This is a genomic window from Roseateles depolymerans (assembly GCF_003387155.1).
GTDB lineage: Bacteria > Pseudomonadota > Gammaproteobacteria > Burkholderiales > Burkholderiaceae_C > Roseateles > Roseateles depolymerans.
The window spans coordinates 304,049-321,892 of sequence record NZ_QUMT01000005.1; the positions used below are offsets into that span (position 1 = coordinate 304,049).

A 17,844-nucleotide genomic window follows, 5' to 3' on the forward strand; every position below is an offset into this window, starting at 1 on the left:
TGGGTGGAGAACGAAGCGGGGGTGCCGCTGTCTGGGTCAGGCCCGTCGTCGCGCGGCGGGCGCGTCGGCGGAGTCCGGAGAAGGGGTGCCGGGGGCGGCCGTCCGCTGGCGCGCCAGCACATCGGCGGCGCGTCCGGCGGGGGTCGCGAAGCTGTCCACGATGCGGGCCAGGCCCACGCTGGCCCGGGCCAGGGCGCCGGGGCTGCGCAGGAAGCGGGCATCGTGGTGAAGGGAGAGGATCAGGCCGTGCATTTCGAAGAGGATCTGGTCCGCGTCGGCGTCAGGCGCCAGATGGCCTTCGGCCTGCGCCAGCAGGATGGCCTTGCGCAGTGCGTCGTGCCAGTCCTTGACCATGCTCACCAGGGCGTCACGCACCGGGCCGGGCCGGTCGTCAAATTCAACGGCGCCGCTGATGTAGATGCAGCCGGAGTCCACTTCGATGGACACCCGGTGCACCCAGCGCTCAAACAGTGCCCGCAGCCGAGGCAGGCCGCGCGGCTCACGGATGGCGGTGAAGAAGACTTCCTCTTCGAACTTGGCGTGATATTCACGCACCACCGCGATCTGCAGTTCTTCCCGGGAGCCAAAGTGGGCGAAGACGCCCGACTTGCTCATCTTGGTGACGTCCGCCAGCGCGCCGATGGACAAGCCCTCCAGCCCCATGTGCGACGCCAGACCCAGGGCCGCATCCAGGATGGCGGCACGGGTCTGCTGGCCTTTTTGCAGCGAGCGCGCGCCCCGGCGGGGGACGGTGCTGGCAGCGGCAGGCTTTTGGCGGGTGACGGAGGTGGGGGACACGGTTGCCCAAATAATAAAACGAACGGTCGTTCTATTTTGCAGACTTCCGGGGTCCCTGCGCAATCCTTCCCCCTGCTTTTTTAGTGGCGCCGGCCTAAAAATCCAAGCCATCCGGGGGCGCAAGCGCTTCATGTCAGGCGCGCCGCCTGCTGACATATATTCGAGGCAAGACGCTTCGCAGGTCTTGCCCCGGTCTGGCGCACGGCGCTGGGCTGCCCACTGCGGAACGTTCTTCACAGGGAGCCATAAAAATGCCAATGTCCTGGATGAGTCGCCCCTTCCGGAATCCTTGCCCCTCCTCGGCCCCACGTCCTGCCTGACCGGAGTTCCGGCATGCAGGGATCAAGGGAGGACAAGGCCGTCCTGGTCTGCCGGGTGGGCACGCGTCTGTGCGCCTGGCCGCTGGACGGCGTGGATGAAATCCTGCGGCCCCGGCCGCTGCGCACCCTGATGGCCCCGGTGGACCATGTGCCCGGGCTGGCCCGGGTGCGTGGGCGCTGGGTGCCGGTGGTGGATGTGGCCGGCGCGGTCGGGCTGGGCGAGGTGCCCGTCGGGCGACTGGTGGTGGTGCATCACCAGGGCCAGGTGGCGGCACTGGCCGTGACCGAGGTGACGGGGGTGCAGCAGTTGGACGCTGCGGCGCTGGAGGCCCTGCCGCCGCTGCTGCGAGACGGCTCGCAGGCACCGCTGGACGGACTGGCGACACTGAATGAGGCGCTGGTGGCGCTGCTGGACCCCGCGCGGCTGATGCCGCCGCCCGGTCTGGAGGCGCCGGCGGACGACGAGCCCAACACGCCGCACCTACCGCCCCCACCCAGCCGGGCCGACGGGCCCGACACGCCGGACGCGCCCCCCGGCCCCCACGATCCCCCGACCATCCAGGAGAGCGCCGCATGACGCGGGAGCTCGTCCCGGACCTGTTGGAAGGCGAACAGGCCTTTGGACTGCTGGAGCGCCTGCGCACCCTGGTCGCGCGCCATCTCGGACTGCTGCTGGACCCCAGCCAGGACGACCGCCTGCGGGACACCCTGCGCCGTCTGGCAGGCCCTGAAACACCGGCCGCCTGGCTCACCCGGATGGAGCGCTTCACCAGCCAGGCCGACCAGGACGCGCTGGCCGCCGCCCTGACCGTGGGAGAAACCTATTTCTTCCGCCACGCCGAGCAACTCGACGCGCTGCGCACCGTGGTGCTGCCCCGCTGGGTCAAACGTCACCCGGCGCCCCGCCGACTGCGCGCCTTGTGCGCCGGCTGCGCCAGTGGCGAGGAGGCCTACACCCTGGCCATGACCCTGATGCGGTCGGTGCTGGGCCCGGGCGGCGTGGACTGGGACATCACCGCTTTCGACGTCAACCCCGCCGCGCTGCGCCATGCCGAGCGGGCGCACTACAACGCCTGGAGCCTGCGGGCGACCCCGCAAGCCTGGCGCGACCTGTGGTTCCGCAAGGACGAATCGGGCTGGACGCCGCTGCCCTCCCTGCGCCGCCGGGTGCAGTTCCATCAGCGCCAGATCGCGATGCCGGACCCGGCCTTCTGGTCCTCCGGTCGCTTCGACGTCATCTTCTGCCGCAACATGCTGATGTACCTGGACGGCCCGTCCCTGCAGCAGGCGGTTCGGCACCTGGCCACCGTGCTGGCGCCCGGCGGCACGCTGTTCCTGGGCCATGCCGAGACGCTGCACAGCCTGACCGACCAGTTGGTCCTGCAGCAGGGCGGGGGTTGCTTCTTCTATCAGCGGCGAGAGGATGTGGAGAAGGGCCCGACGTCCTGGCCGTTCCCGGTGGAAGCTGCGGACACCCGCCCCGTCAACCCGGAGCCGCCGGACTCGTTGTTCGGCGCCCTGGCCTCCGTGCCCACGACGGTGTGGCCGACTCTGGACACCGACACGCAGCCGCCCTCCCCCTCCCGCTCCTCCTCCGACGCCACCCATCAGCTCGACAAGGCCCTGCGCCTGGTGGAGACCGGTCAACTGGACGAAGGCCTGCGCGCCTGCACCCGCCTAATGACCGACCCGGCCGCGTCCCAGCTGCATGCCGATGCCCTCTACATCCAGGCACTGGCGCTGGAGGAGCGCGGTGAGCTGCCGGCGGCTGAATGGCATCACCAGCGCGCCGCAGCCAAGGATGCCGACTTCGCCATGCCGCATCTGCGCCTGGGCCTGCTGGCCCGGCGCCGCGGCGAACCCGTGGCCGCCCGCCGCGAATTGCGTCGCGCCCTGGAGCTGCTGGACAGCGAGTCCTTAGACCGGCTGCGGCGTTTCGGTGGGGGCTTTGAGCGCGAAGCCCTGCGACAACTGTGCACCCACGATCTGGGAGACCTCCGATGAGTCCGTCCTCACAAGCCTCCAATGAAGCGCTGCTGGCGCAACTGCAAGGCTGGCGGGAATCCTTCGACCAGTCCTTCGCGGAGCCGCGCATCACCGACGGTTGGGGCGATGCCTGGAATGTGCTGGGCATCCGGATTGCCGGAGAGCCCTTCGCGCTGTCACTGGACGAACTCGCCGGACTGCTGCCTTCGCAAACGCCCGCGCCTTATCCGGCCGATGTTCCCGCCTTGCTGGGGCTCATTGGCCATCGGGGCCAGGCGCTGCCGCTGTACGACCTTCGGGCCCTGCTCGGGCGGGGGGCCAGCAGCGGCTCTCGCTGGTGGGTCATCCTGCGGGCAGCGCCGGTGGCCCTGGCTGTGGAGGGATTTGACGGACAGTGGCGGTTGCCGCCCGAGGACCGCTTGCAGCAGGCCGGCAGCCACGACGATGTCAGCAGTTGGACCTTGAGATGCAACGGTGAACTGCGGCCGCTCATTGCACTGGGACCCCTGGTCGAACGTTTGACGGCAAGTCTTGCCGCGAAGAAGAACGTCGAACCCGTGGCCTCGGCCTGATTGAAGGAGGAGACACCATGTGGACGTTTGGCCGGAAGCTGACCATTGGGTTCAGCCTGTCGTTTGCCTTGCTGCTGATCATCGGGGTGATGTCGTACCGCGCGGTCGACACCCTCACGACCACCAGCTACCAGGTCACCCGCACCCATCAGGCGCAGGCGCACATCGCGGCGCTGATGAGTGCGATGAAGGACGCGGAGACGGGCCAGCGTGGCTTCATGCTGACGGCGGACGATGCCTACCTGGACCCCTACCGTACAGCGCTGGCGGACATCCCGCGCCTGCTGGCTGAACTGCGACCGCTGATCCGCGACAACCCGGCGCAGCAGACCCGGCTCAATCAGGCCGCGATCATGATCGAGAACCTGATGACCCTGCACAAGGACCGCATCGAGATCCGCAGGAACTCGCCGGCGGAGTCCGCGCTCAAGCTGATCCGCACCGGTGAGGGCAAGCGGCGCATGGATGACCTGCGGGCCATCATCGACCAGATGATGGATGCGGAAGAGGAAGTGCTGAAGCAACGCGCTGCGGATGTGGAAACCACCGCCAGCAATGTGCGCACCGCCATCTTCAGCGGCACGATCGCCGGGCTGTTGCTGGTGCTGGGCGCGGGCTATGTGCTCAACCGTGCACTGTCCGGCCAGGTGGGCGCGGCGGTGCGCCATGTACAGCGCTCCGCGGCCGAGCTGCAGGCAGCCGCCAACCAGCAGGCCGCCGGGGCCCGCGAGACCGCCACCTCGATGACGGAGATCTCCACCACCATCTCCGAGCTGCTCGCCACGTCGCGCCAGATTGCCGACAGCGCGCAGCGCGTGGTGCAGATCGCGGAGCAGACGGCCACCTATGCACGCGGCGGCGAGGGCACGCTGCAAGGCGCGCGGGACACCATCGTGGCCATGCGCCGGCAGATCGACCAGGTGGTGGGCCACATGCTGGACCTGGGCCAGAAGTCCCAGCGCATTGGCGTGGTGCTGGACCTGGTGAGCGAGCTGGCCGAGCAGACCAACATCCTGGCGATCAATGCCACCATCGAGGCCACCGTGGCGGGGGATGCCGGCCGGCGCTTCGGCGTGGTGGCCGACGAGATCCGCAAGCTGGCCGACCGCATGACGGCGTCCACCAAGGAAATCCGCCTGCAGATCGACGACATGCGCGGCGCGGTGAACACCACGGTGATGGCCACGGAGGCCGGCTCCAAGGCGGTGGATGCTGGCGCCCGCCAGTTCGACGACGTGGCCTCGACCTTTGCCCGCATCGCCGGCCAGGTGGTGACGACCACCGAGGCGGCGCGGGAGATCGAGCTGTCCACCAAGCAGCAGGCCACCGCGGTGGAGCAGCTCAACATCGCGCTGAGCAACACCGCCCAGGCGTCCCGCGAAACCGAGACCAGCTCCGGCCAGACCTCGCAAACCGCCACCGAGCTGGCGCAAACCTCCCGTCAGCTGCTGAGCCTGGTCCAGGCGCAGCCGACCTGAGGCGGGCCCGGGCATCGGAGACGGCAGCGTGGCCAAGGACCCCTACCGCTACTTCCGCGTCGAGGCACGTGACCTGCTGACGCAGATGAGCGACGCCGTGCTGGCGGCGGAGAACGGCGACCTGGACCAGCAGATCGCCCTGCCCAGCCGCATGCTGCGCTGGGCCCACACGCTCAAGGGCGCCGCCAGCGTGGTGAGGCTGCCGGAGATCGCGGCGATGGCGCATGCCATCGAGGATCTGCTCACGCCGCTCCGGGACGCCGGGCAGGCGTTGTCCCGCATCGATCTGGATGCGACGCTGGTGCTGATCGACGAGGCGCTGGCGACTGTTTCGGCGTTGGCTGCGCCTTCGGCGGCCGGCAGCACGGCTTCGGCAGCGACCGCAGCTGGGGGGTCGCAATCAGCGAGTCCGCCACTGGGGGCTGGGCAGGCGTCTTCCTCTCCGTCAGCCTCTGACGCCACGCTGGCGCCGCATATCAGAGATGCCTCCTCCCCCGCCACCCCACCGCCGGCTGAGGCAGCGAAAACGGCTGAGACCGCCGAGCCGCCCGATGTGGACGCCCTTCCGCTGCCCATCATGGAGATTCCCCAAGTGGCCACCCAGGAGGTGGACACGCTGAGCGACAGCATTGCCGAAACCCTGACTCACGTCATCACGCTCCAGCGCCTGGCCGCGCAGATCACTGAGCTGCGGGAAGCGCTACCCCTGGCGCCGGAGGACCTGGTCCCCCGGCTGCTTCGCATCGAGGAGCATCTGGAACGGGGCGGACGCCAGTTGGAACGCGAGCTGCTGCAAGCGCGCGACCATGCCGAGCAACTGCGCCTGGCGCCTGCCTCGGTGCTGTTCGGGCCGCTGCAGCGCGCGGCGCGGGATGCTGCCCGCGCCGTGGGCAAGCAGGTGCAGTTCCACGGCAGCGGTGGCGACGTGAAGCTGGAAGGCGGCGTGCTCAATGCCGCCCTGGGCGCGCTGGTGCAGATGATCCGCAACGCCGTGGCCCACGGCATCGAGACGCCGGAGGAACGCCTGGCCGCCGGCAAGCCGGCCGCGGGACGGATCGAATTGCAGGTGATCCGCGAAGGCCGTCAGATCCGGCTGCGTTGCCAGGATGACGGCGCGGGTCTGGACCTGGAGGCCCTGCGCCGCACCGCGCTGGCCAAGGGCGTGCCCAATGCTGCGACGCTGGACGAGCAAGGCTTGATCGACCGCCTGCTGCGCGGCGGCCTGAGCACGGCGCGTCAGGTCAACACGCTGGCCGGACGCGGCGTCGGCATGGACCTGGTGCGCGACACGGCCGAGCGGCTGGGCGGCCAGCTCAGCCTTCGCAGCACGCGCGGACAGGGCACGACACTGGAGTTGCGCGTCCCACTGCGCCTGGGCGCCGTGCGAGCCCTGGGCGTGCTCAGTGAAGGCGTCGCCGCCTGGGTGCCGCTGGATGCGGTCGAGCAGGTGGTGCAGCAGCCGCAGATTCACGGACAGCAGCTGATGCTGGGCCAGGACCTGCTGCCCTATGTGCGTCTTTCCGAATTGCTGATGCCCACCCGGCCCGCGCCGGCCAGACTTCCCGCCACGGCCGTGCTGCTGCGCTGCGGCGAACGGCGCGCGGCCCTGGGCGTGGATGCGGTGGATGGCGTGTCCACCGTGGTCTGGCGCCCGCCACCCGATCTGCTGCCGCCCAGCCCGGTGGTCACCGGCCTGACGCTGGACGCGGCCCAGCAGCCGCTGGCCGTGCTCAGCCCGGACGGCCTGATCGAGGCAGCCCGCCGTGCGCGCCCCCTGCCGGTCGTGCCCACGCGGTCAGTCGCCACCATCCTGGTCATCGACGATTCGCTCACCACCCGCATGCTGGAGCAGAGCATCCTGGAGGCAGCCGGCTACCGCGTGCACATGGCCTCGTCCGCCGAGGACGGGCTGGAAGCGGTGCGCCGGGAAGCCTATGCCCTGGTCCTGGTGGATGTGGAGATGCCGCCGGGCATGGACGGCTTCAGCTTCGTGGCGCAACTGCGTGCCGACGAGGCCCTGCGGGACCTGCCCGCGGTGCTGGTCAGCTCCCGCAACGCGCCGGAAGACCTGGCGCGTGGCGTGGCGGTGGGCGCGGACGGCTACATCATCAAGGGCGAGTTCTCGCAGAACAGCTTCCTGGACAAGGTGGCGGAGCTGGTGGCGCGTTCGCAGGTGGCGGGGCTGGAGCGGCGCGCCCGGCAGCCCGACCCGGTCGGTGAAGGGGTGGGGGTAGGCCCATGACGTCCAGCAGTGGCGCGACCAAGCGCTTGCGGGTGCTGCTGGTGGAGGACTCTCCCACCGTGCTGGCTCACATCCGCGAGGTGCTGCAAAGCCAGGGCGATATCGAGATCGTCGGCGAAGCCTACGACGGCAAGCAGGCGGTGGCGCTGTGTGGCGAGTTGCGACCGGACGTCATTTCGATGGACATGATGCTGCCGGGCATGGACGGCCAGGCGGCGACCGAAGCCATCATGGCGCACTGCCCGACGCCGATCCTGATCGTGTCCTCCTCGACCAATCGCGGCGAGCTGCTGCGCACTTACGAGGCCCTGGCGGCCGGCGCCGTCGAAGTTCTGGAAAAACCCAACGGCCGCCAGCCCGACGGGGAATGGGAACAGCGCTATCTGCGGCTGTTGCGGCTGGTGGCCCGCATCCGCGTCATCACGCATGTGAGGGCCCGGCACCTGGTGCCCGCGCCCGCGCCATCCGCCCTGCTGCAAGCCCGTCATGTGCTGGCACTGGGCGCCTCCACCGGCGGACCCGGTGCGCTGATGCAGGTGCTGCAGTCGCTGCCGCATCCGGCGCCGCTGCCGGTGCTGATCGTGATGCACATCAACGCCATCTTCAGCCGCGGTTTTGCGGAATGGCTGGACGGCCAGACGCCCCATAGGGTGCGGTATGCGCGGGACGGCGAAGCGCTGCTGGAGACCCGTGGCGACATCATCCTGGCACCGCCGGACGTGCATCTGACGGTGCAGCAGGGCCGGCTGCTGCTGAGCCATGCGCCTCCGCGCTTTTCCTGCCGGCCCTCGGTGGATGTGCTGTTCGAGTCGCTGGCCCGCGACCTGGGGGCCGGCGTGGTGGCAGCACTGCTGACCGGCATGGGCCGCGACGGCGCCGCCGGCCTGCTGGCCATCCGCCGCGCAGGCGGCAGCACCATTGCCCAGGACGAACAGACCTCGATGGTCTACGGCATGCCGCGTGAGGCCGCGCAGTTGGGTGCGGCCGAACGCATCCTGCCGCTGAACGAAATAGGCCCCGCCATGAAGTCATTGAGCGGTGTGCCATGGGGAGCAGGATCACCATGAATCAGAACAGGGACAAGGCCTTCATCGTGGAGGACAGCCTGACGGTCCGCATGGACCTGCGGGAAGCGATGGAAGACGCCGGATTCGCCTGCGTGGAATGCGCCAACCTGGCACAGGCCCGCGAGGCCCTGGCCTTGGGCGCGCCCCGCCTGGTGCTGCTGGACACCCAGCTGCCGGACGGCGACGGCGACGTGTGGCTGCAGGAATTGCGCGCCGCGCCGGGCGGGGACCAGACGGTGGTGCTGATCCTGTCCAACACTGCACAGGCCAACGACCGGCTGCGCGGCCTGGCCTATGGCGCGGACGAATTCGTCGGCAAGCCCTACGACCGCGGCTATGTGGTGGACCGTGCGCGCGAGCTGCTGCGCCATCGGCAGATGCAGCAGCCTTCGACGGAAGCCACGCCGCAGCGGGCCACCGTGCTGCTGGTGGACGACAGCGAGACCTTCCGCCATGCGCTGCGCGAAGCGCTGGAGCCCATGGGCTACCGCGTGCGCCTGGCCGTGCACGGCGAGGACGGCCTGCGACAGGCCGCGGCCCTGCGGCCCAATGCCATCGTGGTGGACCAGCACATGCCCGGCCTGGATGGCGCGTCCATGATCCGCCGTCTTCGCCTGGACCCTGCCCTGCGCCACACCCCGTGCCTGCTGCTGACCGCCGACGAAGGGCCCGAAGCGGAGCTGCGGGCGCTGGAAGCCGGCGCCGATGCCTTTGCCCGCAAGCAGGACGATGTGGACCTGATCCTGGCCCGCATGGCGGCCATGCTGCGCAGCGCCACTGCGTCCCTGCCGGAACAGGGCGCCAGCCTGCTGGGCCCGAAGCGCTTGCTGCTGGTGGACGACAGCCCCAATGTGCTGGCGGAGCTGGGGGCGTCGCTGCGTGACGATGGCTTTGACGTGGTGCCCGCCCACAGCGGTGAGCAGGCGCTGGAGCTGCTGGCGGTGCAGACGGTGGATGCGGTGCTGCTGGACGTGCAGATGCCGGGCATCGGCGGGCTGGAGACCTGCCGCCGCATCAAGGCCGCGCCGGCGATGCGGGACATTCCCGTGGTGCTGCTCACCGCCTTCGACGGCCGCGACGGCATGCTGGCCGGGCTGGAGGCCGGGGCGGACGACTATGTGGTCAAGGCCGGCGGCGAGCTGGAACTGCTCAAGGCGCGCATGCGGGCGCAGCTGCGACGCAAGCAGTTCGAGGACGAAGCCCGCCGCACCCATGCCGAGCTGCACAACACCGCGATGGAAGCGGCGTCTGCGCGGGCCGCGCAGGAGCTGGCGGACAGCAGGGCCGAGCTCCTTTCGGCCCTGCAGCAGCGCAACGATGCGCTGGAGCAGCTCAATGCGGAGCTGAGCCGCGCCAGCAGTGCCAAGACGGCGTTCCTGTCCACCATGTCGCATGAGCTGCGCACCCCGCTCAATGCGGTCATCGGCTTTGCGCAGCTGATGCGCGACGGCGCTGCCGGCCCGGTCAACGACCGCCAGGCCGAGTTCTGCCAGCACATCCACAACGCGGGGCAGCATCTGCTGTCGCTGGTCAATGAGCTGCTGGACATGGCCAAGATCGAGGCCGGCCGGGTGGATCTGGACTACGAGGTGGTGGACCTGGACGAGCTGCTGCGCGACGCCATGGCCATCGTGCAGGAACGGGTGCGGCTGAGCCAGATCGAGCTCAAGCTGTTTGGCGTCGGCGTGGACCAGCGGCTGATGGTGGACCGGCGCCGGCTGCGGCAGATTCTCTACAACCTGCTGTCCAACGCGGCCAAGTTCACGCCCAAGGGTGGGCTGATCCAGCTGGAGGCACGGCGGGTCAATCGCATGCGGGCCGAGGAATCGCTGCCGGGGTTCGCGGCAGGCCGCCGCTCGGAGCTGCCGGCCAGCGAGTTCAAGGAATTCGTGCAGATCAGCGTGACCGACAACGGTATCGGTATTCCGCCCGAGGGGCTGGAGCGGCTGTTCCAGCCCTTCAACCAGATCAAGAACGTGCTGACGCAGAAGGTGGAAGGCACGGGACTCGGTCTGGCGACGGTGGCGCGGCTCGTTCAGCTGCATGGCGGCGCGGTGGCGGTGACCAGCCAGTTGGACAAGGGCAGCTGCTTCACCGTGTGGCTGCCGTGGCGGGAGCCGGTGGCGCCCGGCATGCCGCAGCCGGCGGACCCGGCGAACCGGCCGCTGGCGCTGGTGATCGAACACAACCTGCAGGCGGCGGCGCTGATGCAGACCCAGCTGCAAGGCGTGGGCTTTCGGGTGCAGCATGTGGAATCCGCCGAGGAGGCGCTGGAGCTGGCCCAGCACCTGCGGCCGGATCTCATCACCCTGGAAACACAGTTGCCGGGCCATCTGGATGGCTGGGAACTGCTGTCGCGACTGAAGAACCTGAACGGATGGGCGCACATTCCGGTGGTGGTGGTGTCGGTGGCCGCGGGTGCGGAAGTGGCTTTGTCGCTGGGGGCTGCGGCGGTGCTGCACAAGCCGGTCAGCCGAGCGACGCTGCTGCAGGAGCTGGAGGTGCTGGGCTTCCGGCCGACGGCCACGCGCAAGTTCCTGGTGCTGGCCATCAGTGAGGCGCCCGGGGACCTGCAGTCGCTCAGCACGCATCTGTCGCAGCCGGGGTTCTCGGTGCTGCGGGCCACCGGCGGGCAGGAAGGCATCACGCTGGCCAGACGCCATGTGCCCGACCTGATCGTGCTGGACCTGCTGATGGCGGAGGTGGACGGCATCGGCGTGGTCGAGGCCTTGCAGCGGGACCCGCTGACGGCGGCCATTCCTGTGATCGTGGTGGCGGCTTCGCAGCTCACCGCGCGGGACAAGGAGCTGCTCAACCGGCATGTGCAGCGGGCGCAAGGGCCGGTGTCCGCGCCGGCTGGGGCGCGGCCAGACGCCGCAGGGCCGGCGCCGCAGAAGCGATTCATGGATGAAGTGAAGCGGGCGATCAGCCGCACGAGCTGGGGCGACCTCGACCCGCTCGGATGAACCAAGGAGCCTGGATGCCGGAGTTGACCGTGGTGCTGGTGGAGGATTCGGTGACGATTCGTCGTCAGATTCTTCAGCGGCTGAGGAGTGTGCAGGGGCTGCGCGTGGTGGGCGAGGCGCCGGATGAGACCCTGGCGCTGGCGCTGGTCACGGCAACGCAGCCGGATGCGGTGCTGCTGGATCTGTCGCTGGCGGGCGGCGGCTCCGGGCTGCAGGTGCTCAAGCAGCTGCGGCGGCAGGGGTATGCGGGGCAGGTGCATGTGTTGTCGCATCAGACGCCGGAGGCGTATCGCGCGGCCTGTGTGGCGGCGGGTGCGAATGGGTTTTTCGACAAGGCGGAAGAGCTGGATGAACTGCTGCGGGCGCTGGGTGGAGGCGCGGTGCCACCGCCGGCGTTGCCGTTGGGGCGGCAGGAGTTTGTGGTGCGCTTGGATCAGACGGCCTTGCTGGCGCAGCGGGACGGCGGTGATCTGACGCTTCAGGTCTGGCGCGGGAGCGGTGATGCCGGTGCCAGTGCCGAGCTGGCGCGGGCGCTGCAGCAGGCGGCGGAGCCTGGGGATCTGGTCGGGGCGTGGGAAGACGCTGGTGAGCAGGTTGTGGCGTGGGCGGTGCCGGAGGCGGAGAGCGCTTTGCCGGACGGCGCGGCGGGCGGACTGGGGGCCGGGGCGCCGGTTGGGCTTGCGGCTGGGACGATAGCGGGGCTGGCGGACGGTTGGGAAGCTGGATCAGGGTGGCGCCGCCGGACGGCGCGGCTGCCGCAGGATGGGTTCTCCGGGGAGGCGCTGCTGGCGAGGGCGTTGCTGAGGATCTGAGGGGGCGCGGTCGCGGGCGCCTTTGCGGGTGCGGGTGCGGGTAACTGGCGCCCACGATAAGGGCTCCGGGATCAGGCCGATGATCGGTGACAGGCGCCGCAGAAGCGTCCCAAGGCGTGTCCCGACGGATCATCCAAGGTGTCGCGAGTTTGTCACCGGGCGAGCAGCGGCTCGGAGCGTGAAAGGGACTCGCCAGAGGGCGCGGAGGCAAAACCGGGCACCGGCGCCGACGAAATGTCGGTTTTGACGCGACTGGCGGCCCCCTGGGCACTTGAGTTGCCCTGCCCGACTGGATTACCCTCTGAGGCGGAGGTCATTGACCGTGGATGTTCTGCAATTGGATATCTCGGGCCGCCCTCAGGCCTGGATCTCGACCAAGGAAGCCGCCGTGCTCTATGCCAGCGACGCTGTCGCCTGGACATTGGGCCAGCCTTGCCATGTGCTGCGGGGAGGCTATCAGCGGATCACCGGGCTGCAGTCCCGCATCGAGCTGCACCCCATCATCGCGGTGCGCGGCGCCATTCCCAGCCGGGCGTGGCGACAGGCGCCCGCACTCTCCAATCCCAAGCTGTTCACCCGGGACCGGCATGTCTGCGCTTATTGCGGGCATCGGTTCCATCCGGAACAGCTCACCCGGGAGCACATCCAGCCAGTCTCCCGCAAGGGCAAGGACAGCTGGATGAATTGCATCACCGCCTGCCGCGCATGCAATGGGCGCAAGGGGAATCGCACGCCGGAAGAGGCGGGGATGTCGCTGCTGTACCTACCGTACGTGCCCAGCCTGCATGAGGACATGATCCTGCGCGGGCGACGGATTCTGGCGGATCAGATGGAGTTTCTGCTGGCGAGTGTGCCGAAGTCGTCGCGGTTGTACGTGGGGTGATGCGCTAGTTGGTCCAAAAGCTTGGCGGTGTCCTCCACCTTCCAGTGATGGCGTTCCGGCTGTTTGAGGATGTTGAGGAACATCGCTTTCACATCGGGTATCAGCTCTGTGAATCCGGCTGTCAGCACCAGATATTCAAGCGGCAGCTCAAAACTCTCATGACCGGCGAGCTGCACCAGCTTCTTCAGGGTTGGAAGGATGTCGGCTTTGGCGGATGCCTGATCCGCAACGCCTTCCTGAGATGACCAATAACGCGCCAGCGCCCAACAGATGTGGGTATACGTTTCGTCGTAATTCCTCAGTCGATGCGGGAACCAGCCGGGTGAGGCTCCGCCCGCGTGCTCGACATAGCGAATGAGGTAGCGCGCTCCTTGCGACTCGCCCCAGCTCGACAAAAGCAGGGCCGCTCGAAGTTGCACATCCTCCGGCGCCTGGTCATCGACCATGAGCTGCTGCAGCAAGGGAATTCTGTCCTTGGGAATGTCGTCGCGGTCGAGGTCGGCGACGTCGTCGGTGTAGTCAACGCCGGGCGGGAGTTCGGTGAGCAGGCGCTCGTGGGTCAGGTGGACAGTCATCCAGAGGGTGGATCGTTTGTGGGCGGCTGTTCGACTGTCTGCGGACAGTGGGGATGCGTCAAGGGTTGAGGCGTCCTCGGGGTGACCCGCCTCGACTGGGGACGCGGTCACTTGCTTGGGCGGTTGCGCAAGCTTGCGCTGAGTCAGGGGCGTCGTATGCCCCAGGGAGGGTGTCCAGCCATTTCGGCTGTCATCGAGGTGCACATCATGAACAGCAGCGCAGGTACCGCTTCCTCCCCTTCCCCCAGGACGTCACCGCCTGAGGACGAAAACGCAGATCCGGTGGGGGACCCCAGCACGAACCAGGAGCCCGAAGACGAGGATGGGAGGCTGCCCGCTACAGACGGAGATTCCAACGCGGGCGCTGAGCGGACGGGGAATGGGGGGAGCGTGCTGGAGGACGGGGATACGGAGAGCGAGTTGGATGCACCGAAAGAACTGCCGGAGGGCAGTGATGTGCCGCCGTCGGCGAAGGCGGGGCCGGGAGCGGCGAAGTAGCAGATTTAGCGGAAGCGTTGGGGTGCGGGGGCAAGCCTGTGACCGGTGACATGCATGTACGTCAACGCTGAGGCAGCCACTCGATATCGGAACACTCCTAATTGGCTGCGGTGAGTCGGCTTCTACATTTCGCGCACATACGTAATAAACGTGTTCCTGCCTACCTCCATGTGAAGGCGATGGCATTTAGGGCAATCGTAGACTGCCTTGCTTGATGAATCGATTATTTCATAGGCTGCTTCAGCAGACTTCACATTACCCTCATCGATTCCTTCGCCGAGACGTTCTACATCTTTTTGCGGAACTAACAAAAGTTCCGCGTCATCCCAATCGAGCGAAAGGTTTATGACGTGTCCACACCGACAAGCGAATTTAGGCATCGTTCAGTCCTTCTTCATTCACCAGCGTGTGGCATATCCGGCGAATAATTCTTCAGCAGGATTTCCAGGAACTTTTCTCCATAGTCACGCATGAGGCCGGACAAAGGGTCGCTCGCTGCCTCTTTAACATATTCAAGGTCAAAAAACCAATCCGACACCCGCATCCTCTCAAATAATGCCACGGCTTCAGGCTCTGATCCTTTAAAAAGTGCCACGCCCATAGAGATATCCAAATATTGAGCACCGAGCCAACGCTCGTTCTGCTCGACAACACATACGCTGTGGTATTCGGCTGCCGACACGCGCACGTTATACAGCTCCGCAATTGATTTACCCCAATTGCCTTCAGGTTCAAGCTTCTTCAGCGGAGTGAATCCGTCAGAATTTAGCACCGTGATCGCTACGTTCACGCCGAATTCATTCTACAAAGCTTGGAAGAACTCACGATTTCCATGCAGTATGAAATCAAATAAGGCAAGGTTATATTCTGCGGAAAAAAATCGATGTGGCAAAGCCGGATTCTGCTCAAGAAATTTAGACATTTCCGTCTTGAATTATGCGGATTGAACCTACTTCTAGAAGGTTTGAAAAATATGGGAGCTTGGGCAATCGTTATTCAGCCTCTAGCGTGCCCAGCAATACACCATAGCTCAGGCCAATTGACCTTTAGGATGGCGAGCTGCAGATCAGCAGTGAATTGCGATGCGTAATCCATCTGGCCCGTCGTCACAGCGGTCTCGGTTTCATTCCGGCCATTGCCTACTACAACAATTACTGCTCAATGCGGGCCGTCCACCCTCTAAGAATACTTATCAGACTTTGACCTTTATCAGGAAGTCCACACCGAGCTCAGCTTGAAGACGCTCACCTAACACTCGTCCCATCACCTTGAATTTCTCTTCTTCCTCAGTACAGACGAACCCAGAGTGCTGAGGGTCATCCTGATTAAGAGTGTGATTGAAAGATTGGGCCCAGGCCGCCAACTCCGTTTGGAGTTGCTCTGAGATCGGCAAGCTGCCAGGATCGACGTTACCTACCTGCCCAGGCGTTGCCTCCCACAGGGGGAAACAGTCGTAGTCAGCCATCAGTTTCAAGATTCTCATTCTCTAACCCCAGAGACATTGGCGCTAACGATAAATTCTTGGTTGCTAATAGTCACCGCAGTCCCTTCCGTCTGGCAGTAACAACGACCTTTTCAGAGCAGGCTGTTCAGCCATTTTTCAGGCGATATATCCCTTCATCGGCAGCATCGCCGTCGAGGGTTACAACGCATGGCTTTTCATCTCCATGAATAAGCATCATGCTGTTGGGACTGGGCGACCCATCGTCAATCAGCAGCCTGACGTTGAGTAAACGTGAGATTTTGCGTGCGACTTCAATACGATTAAATTCAACACTTCCGCGTATGAAATCGATTGAAAGCTTGAAAGGAAAATCGCCAGCCAAGGTTGCCGTCATGCAGATCACCAAAATATCGTCCGCAAGATCATGCATTGGATAATCTGGAATGACAATAAGTTGACTCGGATTTAATCGAAGCGCCTCGCTTAAGGATAGCTGTAGATCAAATTCCTCAACATGACGCGACATCAAAACATCAAATCCTCACATTTAAAAATCTTCAGAATCTCTAATGCCTTCAAGCACTGCAAGCAGTTTGCGGGTATTCAGCATGCCCTTCCGCGAAACGCGAACAATGTTGGCGGAATTCATCTGAAACCCTTCATTGCTGCCGAAGGCCGAGAACAAGAGATTTGATTCTGAGGGTGCCAGCCATCAGCATTCACGCCAAATTACTTGGCATCAAATCCGGAGCGAGGTGTTTTGCATAGCCGCTCAGTGTGAGTCTCAGAGATCGTTTCTTCACTCAACCTACCAACAGACTTTAGAATCTGCCCGATTTTGAAGTAAGAAAACAAAAGTGTTGGCGAATTTTCATAAGACACGAACAATACCAAACTGAAGAAATCAATCTCCGCCAACCTGGATTCTATGCTTTCCAACCAAGCTTGATCATCGCTTGAACCCGAAAGACGAGCCTCACCCGAAAATGGCGCGTATAGATATTGAAAGCTTTCATGAGCTTCCGACTCTACAACTTTGAATCTCGAATCATTTTCCAATGCTACGAACACTTTCGACGGTTCTACGCCAAACGGAAATGTAACATATCCGTGAATATCAGCATAAACTGCCAACTTGTATTGCTTTCTCGATAAGGGATGATCGGGCCGGTTATGCGCGCTTGAAAGCGTCAAAAAAGATTAATACAAGGCCCAGACATTTTCCATTGTGAATTTCAGATTATGCGCAGGGATACTCCCAACCATTTGGGCCGCAAAACCTAAACTGTATGACTCATCAACAGTTGGACGATCTGATCAATAGTCTTTTTGTCGCAAGCTCCGCATTCTCTAGGCGGTAGCATCGAAATGCAGTTAAGCAATTGAACAAAAAAGTCCACCCTGGAAGATTCAGTCAAGACCCCATCCAATTCAATATCGCGAAGTCCAGGGGGCATGCTTTCATGGTCATTTACCCAATCCATTAAGGCATTTGTGATCCACTTAATATCATCAGGTTTCGTCACCACATCCTGAAGATGCAAGCAAATCAAGCCTAAAAGTCCTCGCAATTTTTCGTCTTTTACATAAGCCGAACGGCCTGCGTATCTAATCGCACTTTGCGGCATCCGTCACCCCCTTGTGAATATAGTTCTCCCCTCAGGGTTGCGCGTACTGTCTGCTTCAAAGTTAAATAGGCAGATGTACTGCCGTAATCATCGATTGAGGTTGGCCCATCCTTCCAAATGCGCTGCAATCGAGGCCTTCAGAAACTCGGAAAACTTTCCCCAAGGATTTGCGAAGCCGACCTGTCCCTCAACGTACTGAAAGACTGGGGGGTCTTCATTTACAGGCAATAGGAAGCAAAACTCATATCCCTGATGCATAAAGAAGACCATCGCATCTGCCGGCAGGGAAATGGACTCGCCGTTCTCAATCAATAGCTCTTTAGCAAAATTCTGCAACGCGAGCAGTCTAGGATAAAAAATGTCGCTGCCACGGAACAGCCTTCCAGCACCACCGCCAGCCAAGCGCAGAAAGTCTTCATAAGCCAGTGGAAGTTTGCGCGAAAAATGCGAGCGCACCGCGTCAATTTCTTTGGCGGTACATCCGACTAAGCTGTCGCGATGAAGAATGCCTACATCGTCAAGGGTAGCAAAAATTGAATCAACATCAGTAGTCATTTCGAGGCGCCCGCATACAC

17 protein-coding genes are annotated in these 17,844 nt (G+C 64.5%); 9 read left to right on the forward strand and 8 right to left on the reverse strand.

Going from position 1 to position 17,844, the window contains the following annotated elements; translation table 11 throughout:
* Positions 1-36: 36 nt before the first annotated feature.
* Entirely contained in the window at positions 37-798 is a 762-nt protein-coding gene (locus DES44_RS21865) for a TetR/AcrR family transcriptional regulator (RefSeq protein WP_058934092.1), read from the reverse strand.
* Between the two features lie 333 nt (positions 799-1,131).
* Between DES44_RS21865 and DES44_RS21870 the strand changes: the two genes are divergently transcribed.
* The 9 genes from DES44_RS21870 (at position 1,132) to DES44_RS21910 (ending at position 13,124) form a co-directional block, all read left to right on the forward strand.
* The gene (locus tag DES44_RS21870) at positions 1,132-1,695 is read left to right on the forward strand and encodes a chemotaxis protein CheW (RefSeq protein WP_058934091.1); all 564 of its coding nucleotides are present in this window, start codon (positions 1,132-1,134) and stop codon (positions 1,693-1,695) included.
* Positions 1,692-3,122 (forward strand): CheR family methyltransferase, encoded by a 1,431-nt coding sequence (locus tag DES44_RS21875; protein WP_058934090.1) that lies wholly within the window; start codon positions 1,692-1,694, stop codon positions 3,120-3,122. The genes DES44_RS21870 and DES44_RS21875 overlap by 4 nt, the downstream gene beginning before the upstream one ends.
* Complete coding sequence (locus DES44_RS21880) at positions 3,119-3,676, forward strand: chemotaxis protein CheW (RefSeq protein ID WP_058934089.1); 558 nt, start codon at positions 3,119-3,121, stop codon at positions 3,674-3,676. The genes DES44_RS21875 and DES44_RS21880 overlap by 4 nt, the downstream gene beginning before the upstream one ends.
* A 17-nt stretch (positions 3,677-3,693) precedes the next feature.
* The gene (locus DES44_RS21885) at positions 3,694-5,154 is read left to right on the forward strand and encodes a CHASE3 domain-containing protein (protein ID WP_058934088.1); all 1,461 of its coding nucleotides are present in this window, start codon (positions 3,694-3,696) and stop codon (positions 5,152-5,154) included.
* Positions 5,155-5,182: 28 nt separating this feature from the next.
* A complete protein-coding gene (locus DES44_RS21890; RefSeq protein ID WP_058934087.1) occupies positions 5,183-7,396 on the forward strand; it encodes a hybrid sensor histidine kinase/response regulator in 2,214 nt (737 codons plus the stop codon).
* Positions 7,393-8,463 (forward strand): chemotaxis-specific protein-glutamate methyltransferase CheB, encoded by a 1,071-nt coding sequence (cheB, locus tag DES44_RS21895; protein ID WP_058934086.1) that lies wholly within the window; start codon positions 7,393-7,395, stop codon positions 8,461-8,463. Before DES44_RS21890 ends, cheB begins: the two co-directional genes overlap by 4 nt.
* Positions 8,460-11,429 (forward strand): response regulator, encoded by a 2,970-nt coding sequence (locus tag DES44_RS21900; protein WP_058934085.1) that lies wholly within the window; start codon positions 8,460-8,462, stop codon positions 11,427-11,429. Before cheB ends, DES44_RS21900 begins: the two co-directional genes overlap by 4 nt.
* A gap of 14 nt (positions 11,430-11,443) precedes the next feature.
* Positions 11,444-12,241 (forward strand): response regulator, encoded by a 798-nt coding sequence (locus tag DES44_RS26035; protein WP_058934084.1) that lies wholly within the window; start codon positions 11,444-11,446, stop codon positions 12,239-12,241.
* A gap of 322 nt (positions 12,242-12,563) precedes the next feature.
* The gene (locus DES44_RS21910; protein ID WP_058937235.1) at positions 12,564-13,124 is read left to right on the forward strand and encodes an HNH endonuclease; all 561 of its coding nucleotides are present in this window, start codon (positions 12,564-12,566) and stop codon (positions 13,122-13,124) included.
* On the opposite strand, the gene DES44_RS21915 is transcribed toward DES44_RS21910, so the two are convergent.
* The 7 genes from DES44_RS21915 to DES44_RS21930 all read right to left on the reverse strand — a co-directional run bounded on the left by DES44_RS21915 (position 13,067) and on the right by DES44_RS21930 (position 17,824).
* Positions 13,067-13,699, reverse strand: coding sequence for a hypothetical protein (locus tag DES44_RS21915; RefSeq protein WP_058934083.1), 633 nt, complete (start codon positions 13,697-13,699; stop codon positions 13,067-13,069). The genes DES44_RS21910 and DES44_RS21915 overlap by 58 nt on opposite strands.
* A gap of 620 nt (positions 13,700-14,319) precedes the next feature.
* Positions 14,320-14,577: a DUF8617 domain-containing protein gene (locus DES44_RS26140; RefSeq protein WP_510640593.1), complete on the reverse strand. Its 258-nt coding sequence runs from the start codon at positions 14,575-14,577 to the stop codon at positions 14,320-14,322.
* A gap of 14 nt (positions 14,578-14,591) precedes the next feature.
* Positions 14,592-14,987 (reverse strand): hypothetical protein, encoded by a 396-nt coding sequence (locus DES44_RS24785; RefSeq protein WP_147307173.1) that lies wholly within the window; start codon positions 14,985-14,987, stop codon positions 14,592-14,594.
* A gap of 402 nt (positions 14,988-15,389) precedes the next feature.
* Positions 15,390-15,662 (reverse strand): immunity protein CdiI family protein, encoded by a 273-nt coding sequence (locus DES44_RS21925; RefSeq protein ID WP_198164915.1) that lies wholly within the window; start codon positions 15,660-15,662, stop codon positions 15,390-15,392.
* Positions 15,663-15,786: 124 nt separating this feature from the next.
* On the reverse strand, positions 15,787-16,167 hold the full coding sequence (locus tag DES44_RS24790) for a hypothetical protein (protein WP_147307174.1): 381 nt from the start codon (positions 16,165-16,167) through the stop codon (positions 15,787-15,789).
* Positions 16,168-16,370: 203 nt separating this feature from the next.
* Complete coding sequence (locus DES44_RS24795; protein WP_147307175.1) at positions 16,371-16,775, reverse strand: hypothetical protein; 405 nt, start codon at positions 16,773-16,775, stop codon at positions 16,371-16,373.
* 581 nt (positions 16,776-17,356) lie between these two features.
* Complete coding sequence (locus DES44_RS21930) at positions 17,357-17,824, reverse strand: SMI1/KNR4 family protein (RefSeq protein ID WP_083525381.1); 468 nt, start codon at positions 17,822-17,824, stop codon at positions 17,357-17,359.
* Between the last annotated feature and the right edge of the window lie 20 nt (positions 17,825-17,844).

What these genes read in the sequence shown, in the direction of transcription:
- DES44_RS21870 (WP_058934091.1), top strand. Translation starts at nt 1,132, where the DNA reads ATGCAGGGATCAAGGGAGGACAAGGCCGTCCTGGTCTGCCGGGTGGGC.
- DES44_RS21875 (WP_058934090.1), top strand. Translation starts at nt 1,692, where the DNA reads ATGACGCGGGAGCTCGTCCCGGACCTGTTGGAAGGCGAACAGGCCTTT.
- DES44_RS21880 (WP_058934089.1), top strand. Translation starts at nt 3,119, where the DNA reads ATGAGTCCGTCCTCACAAGCCTCCAATGAAGCGCTGCTGGCGCAACTG.
- DES44_RS21885 (WP_058934088.1), top strand. Translation starts at nt 3,694, where the DNA reads ATGTGGACGTTTGGCCGGAAGCTGACCATTGGGTTCAGCCTGTCGTTT.
- cheB (WP_058934086.1), top strand. Translation starts at nt 7,393, where the DNA reads ATGACGTCCAGCAGTGGCGCGACCAAGCGCTTGCGGGTGCTGCTGGTG.
- DES44_RS21900 (WP_058934085.1), top strand. Translation starts at nt 8,460, where the DNA reads ATGAATCAGAACAGGGACAAGGCCTTCATCGTGGAGGACAGCCTGACG.
- DES44_RS26035 (WP_058934084.1), top strand. Translation starts at nt 11,444, where the DNA reads ATGCCGGAGTTGACCGTGGTGCTGGTGGAGGATTCGGTGACGATTCGT.
- DES44_RS21915 (WP_058934083.1), bottom strand. Translation starts at nt 13,699, where the DNA reads ATGACTGTCCACCTGACCCACGAGCGCCTGCTCACCGAACTCCCGCCC.
- DES44_RS26140 (WP_510640593.1), bottom strand. Translation starts at nt 14,577, where the DNA reads ATGCCTAAATTCGCTTGTCGGTGTGGACACGTCATAAACCTTTCGCTC.
- DES44_RS21925 (WP_198164915.1), bottom strand. Translation starts at nt 15,662, where the DNA reads ATGGCTGACTACGACTGTTTCCCCCTGTGGGAGGCAACGCCTGGGCAG.
- DES44_RS24790 (WP_147307174.1), bottom strand. Translation starts at nt 16,167, where the DNA reads ATGTCGCGTCATGTTGAGGAATTTGATCTACAGCTATCCTTAAGCGAG.
- DES44_RS21930 (WP_083525381.1), bottom strand. Translation starts at nt 17,824, where the DNA reads ATGACTACTGATGTTGATTCAATTTTTGCTACCCTTGACGATGTAGGC.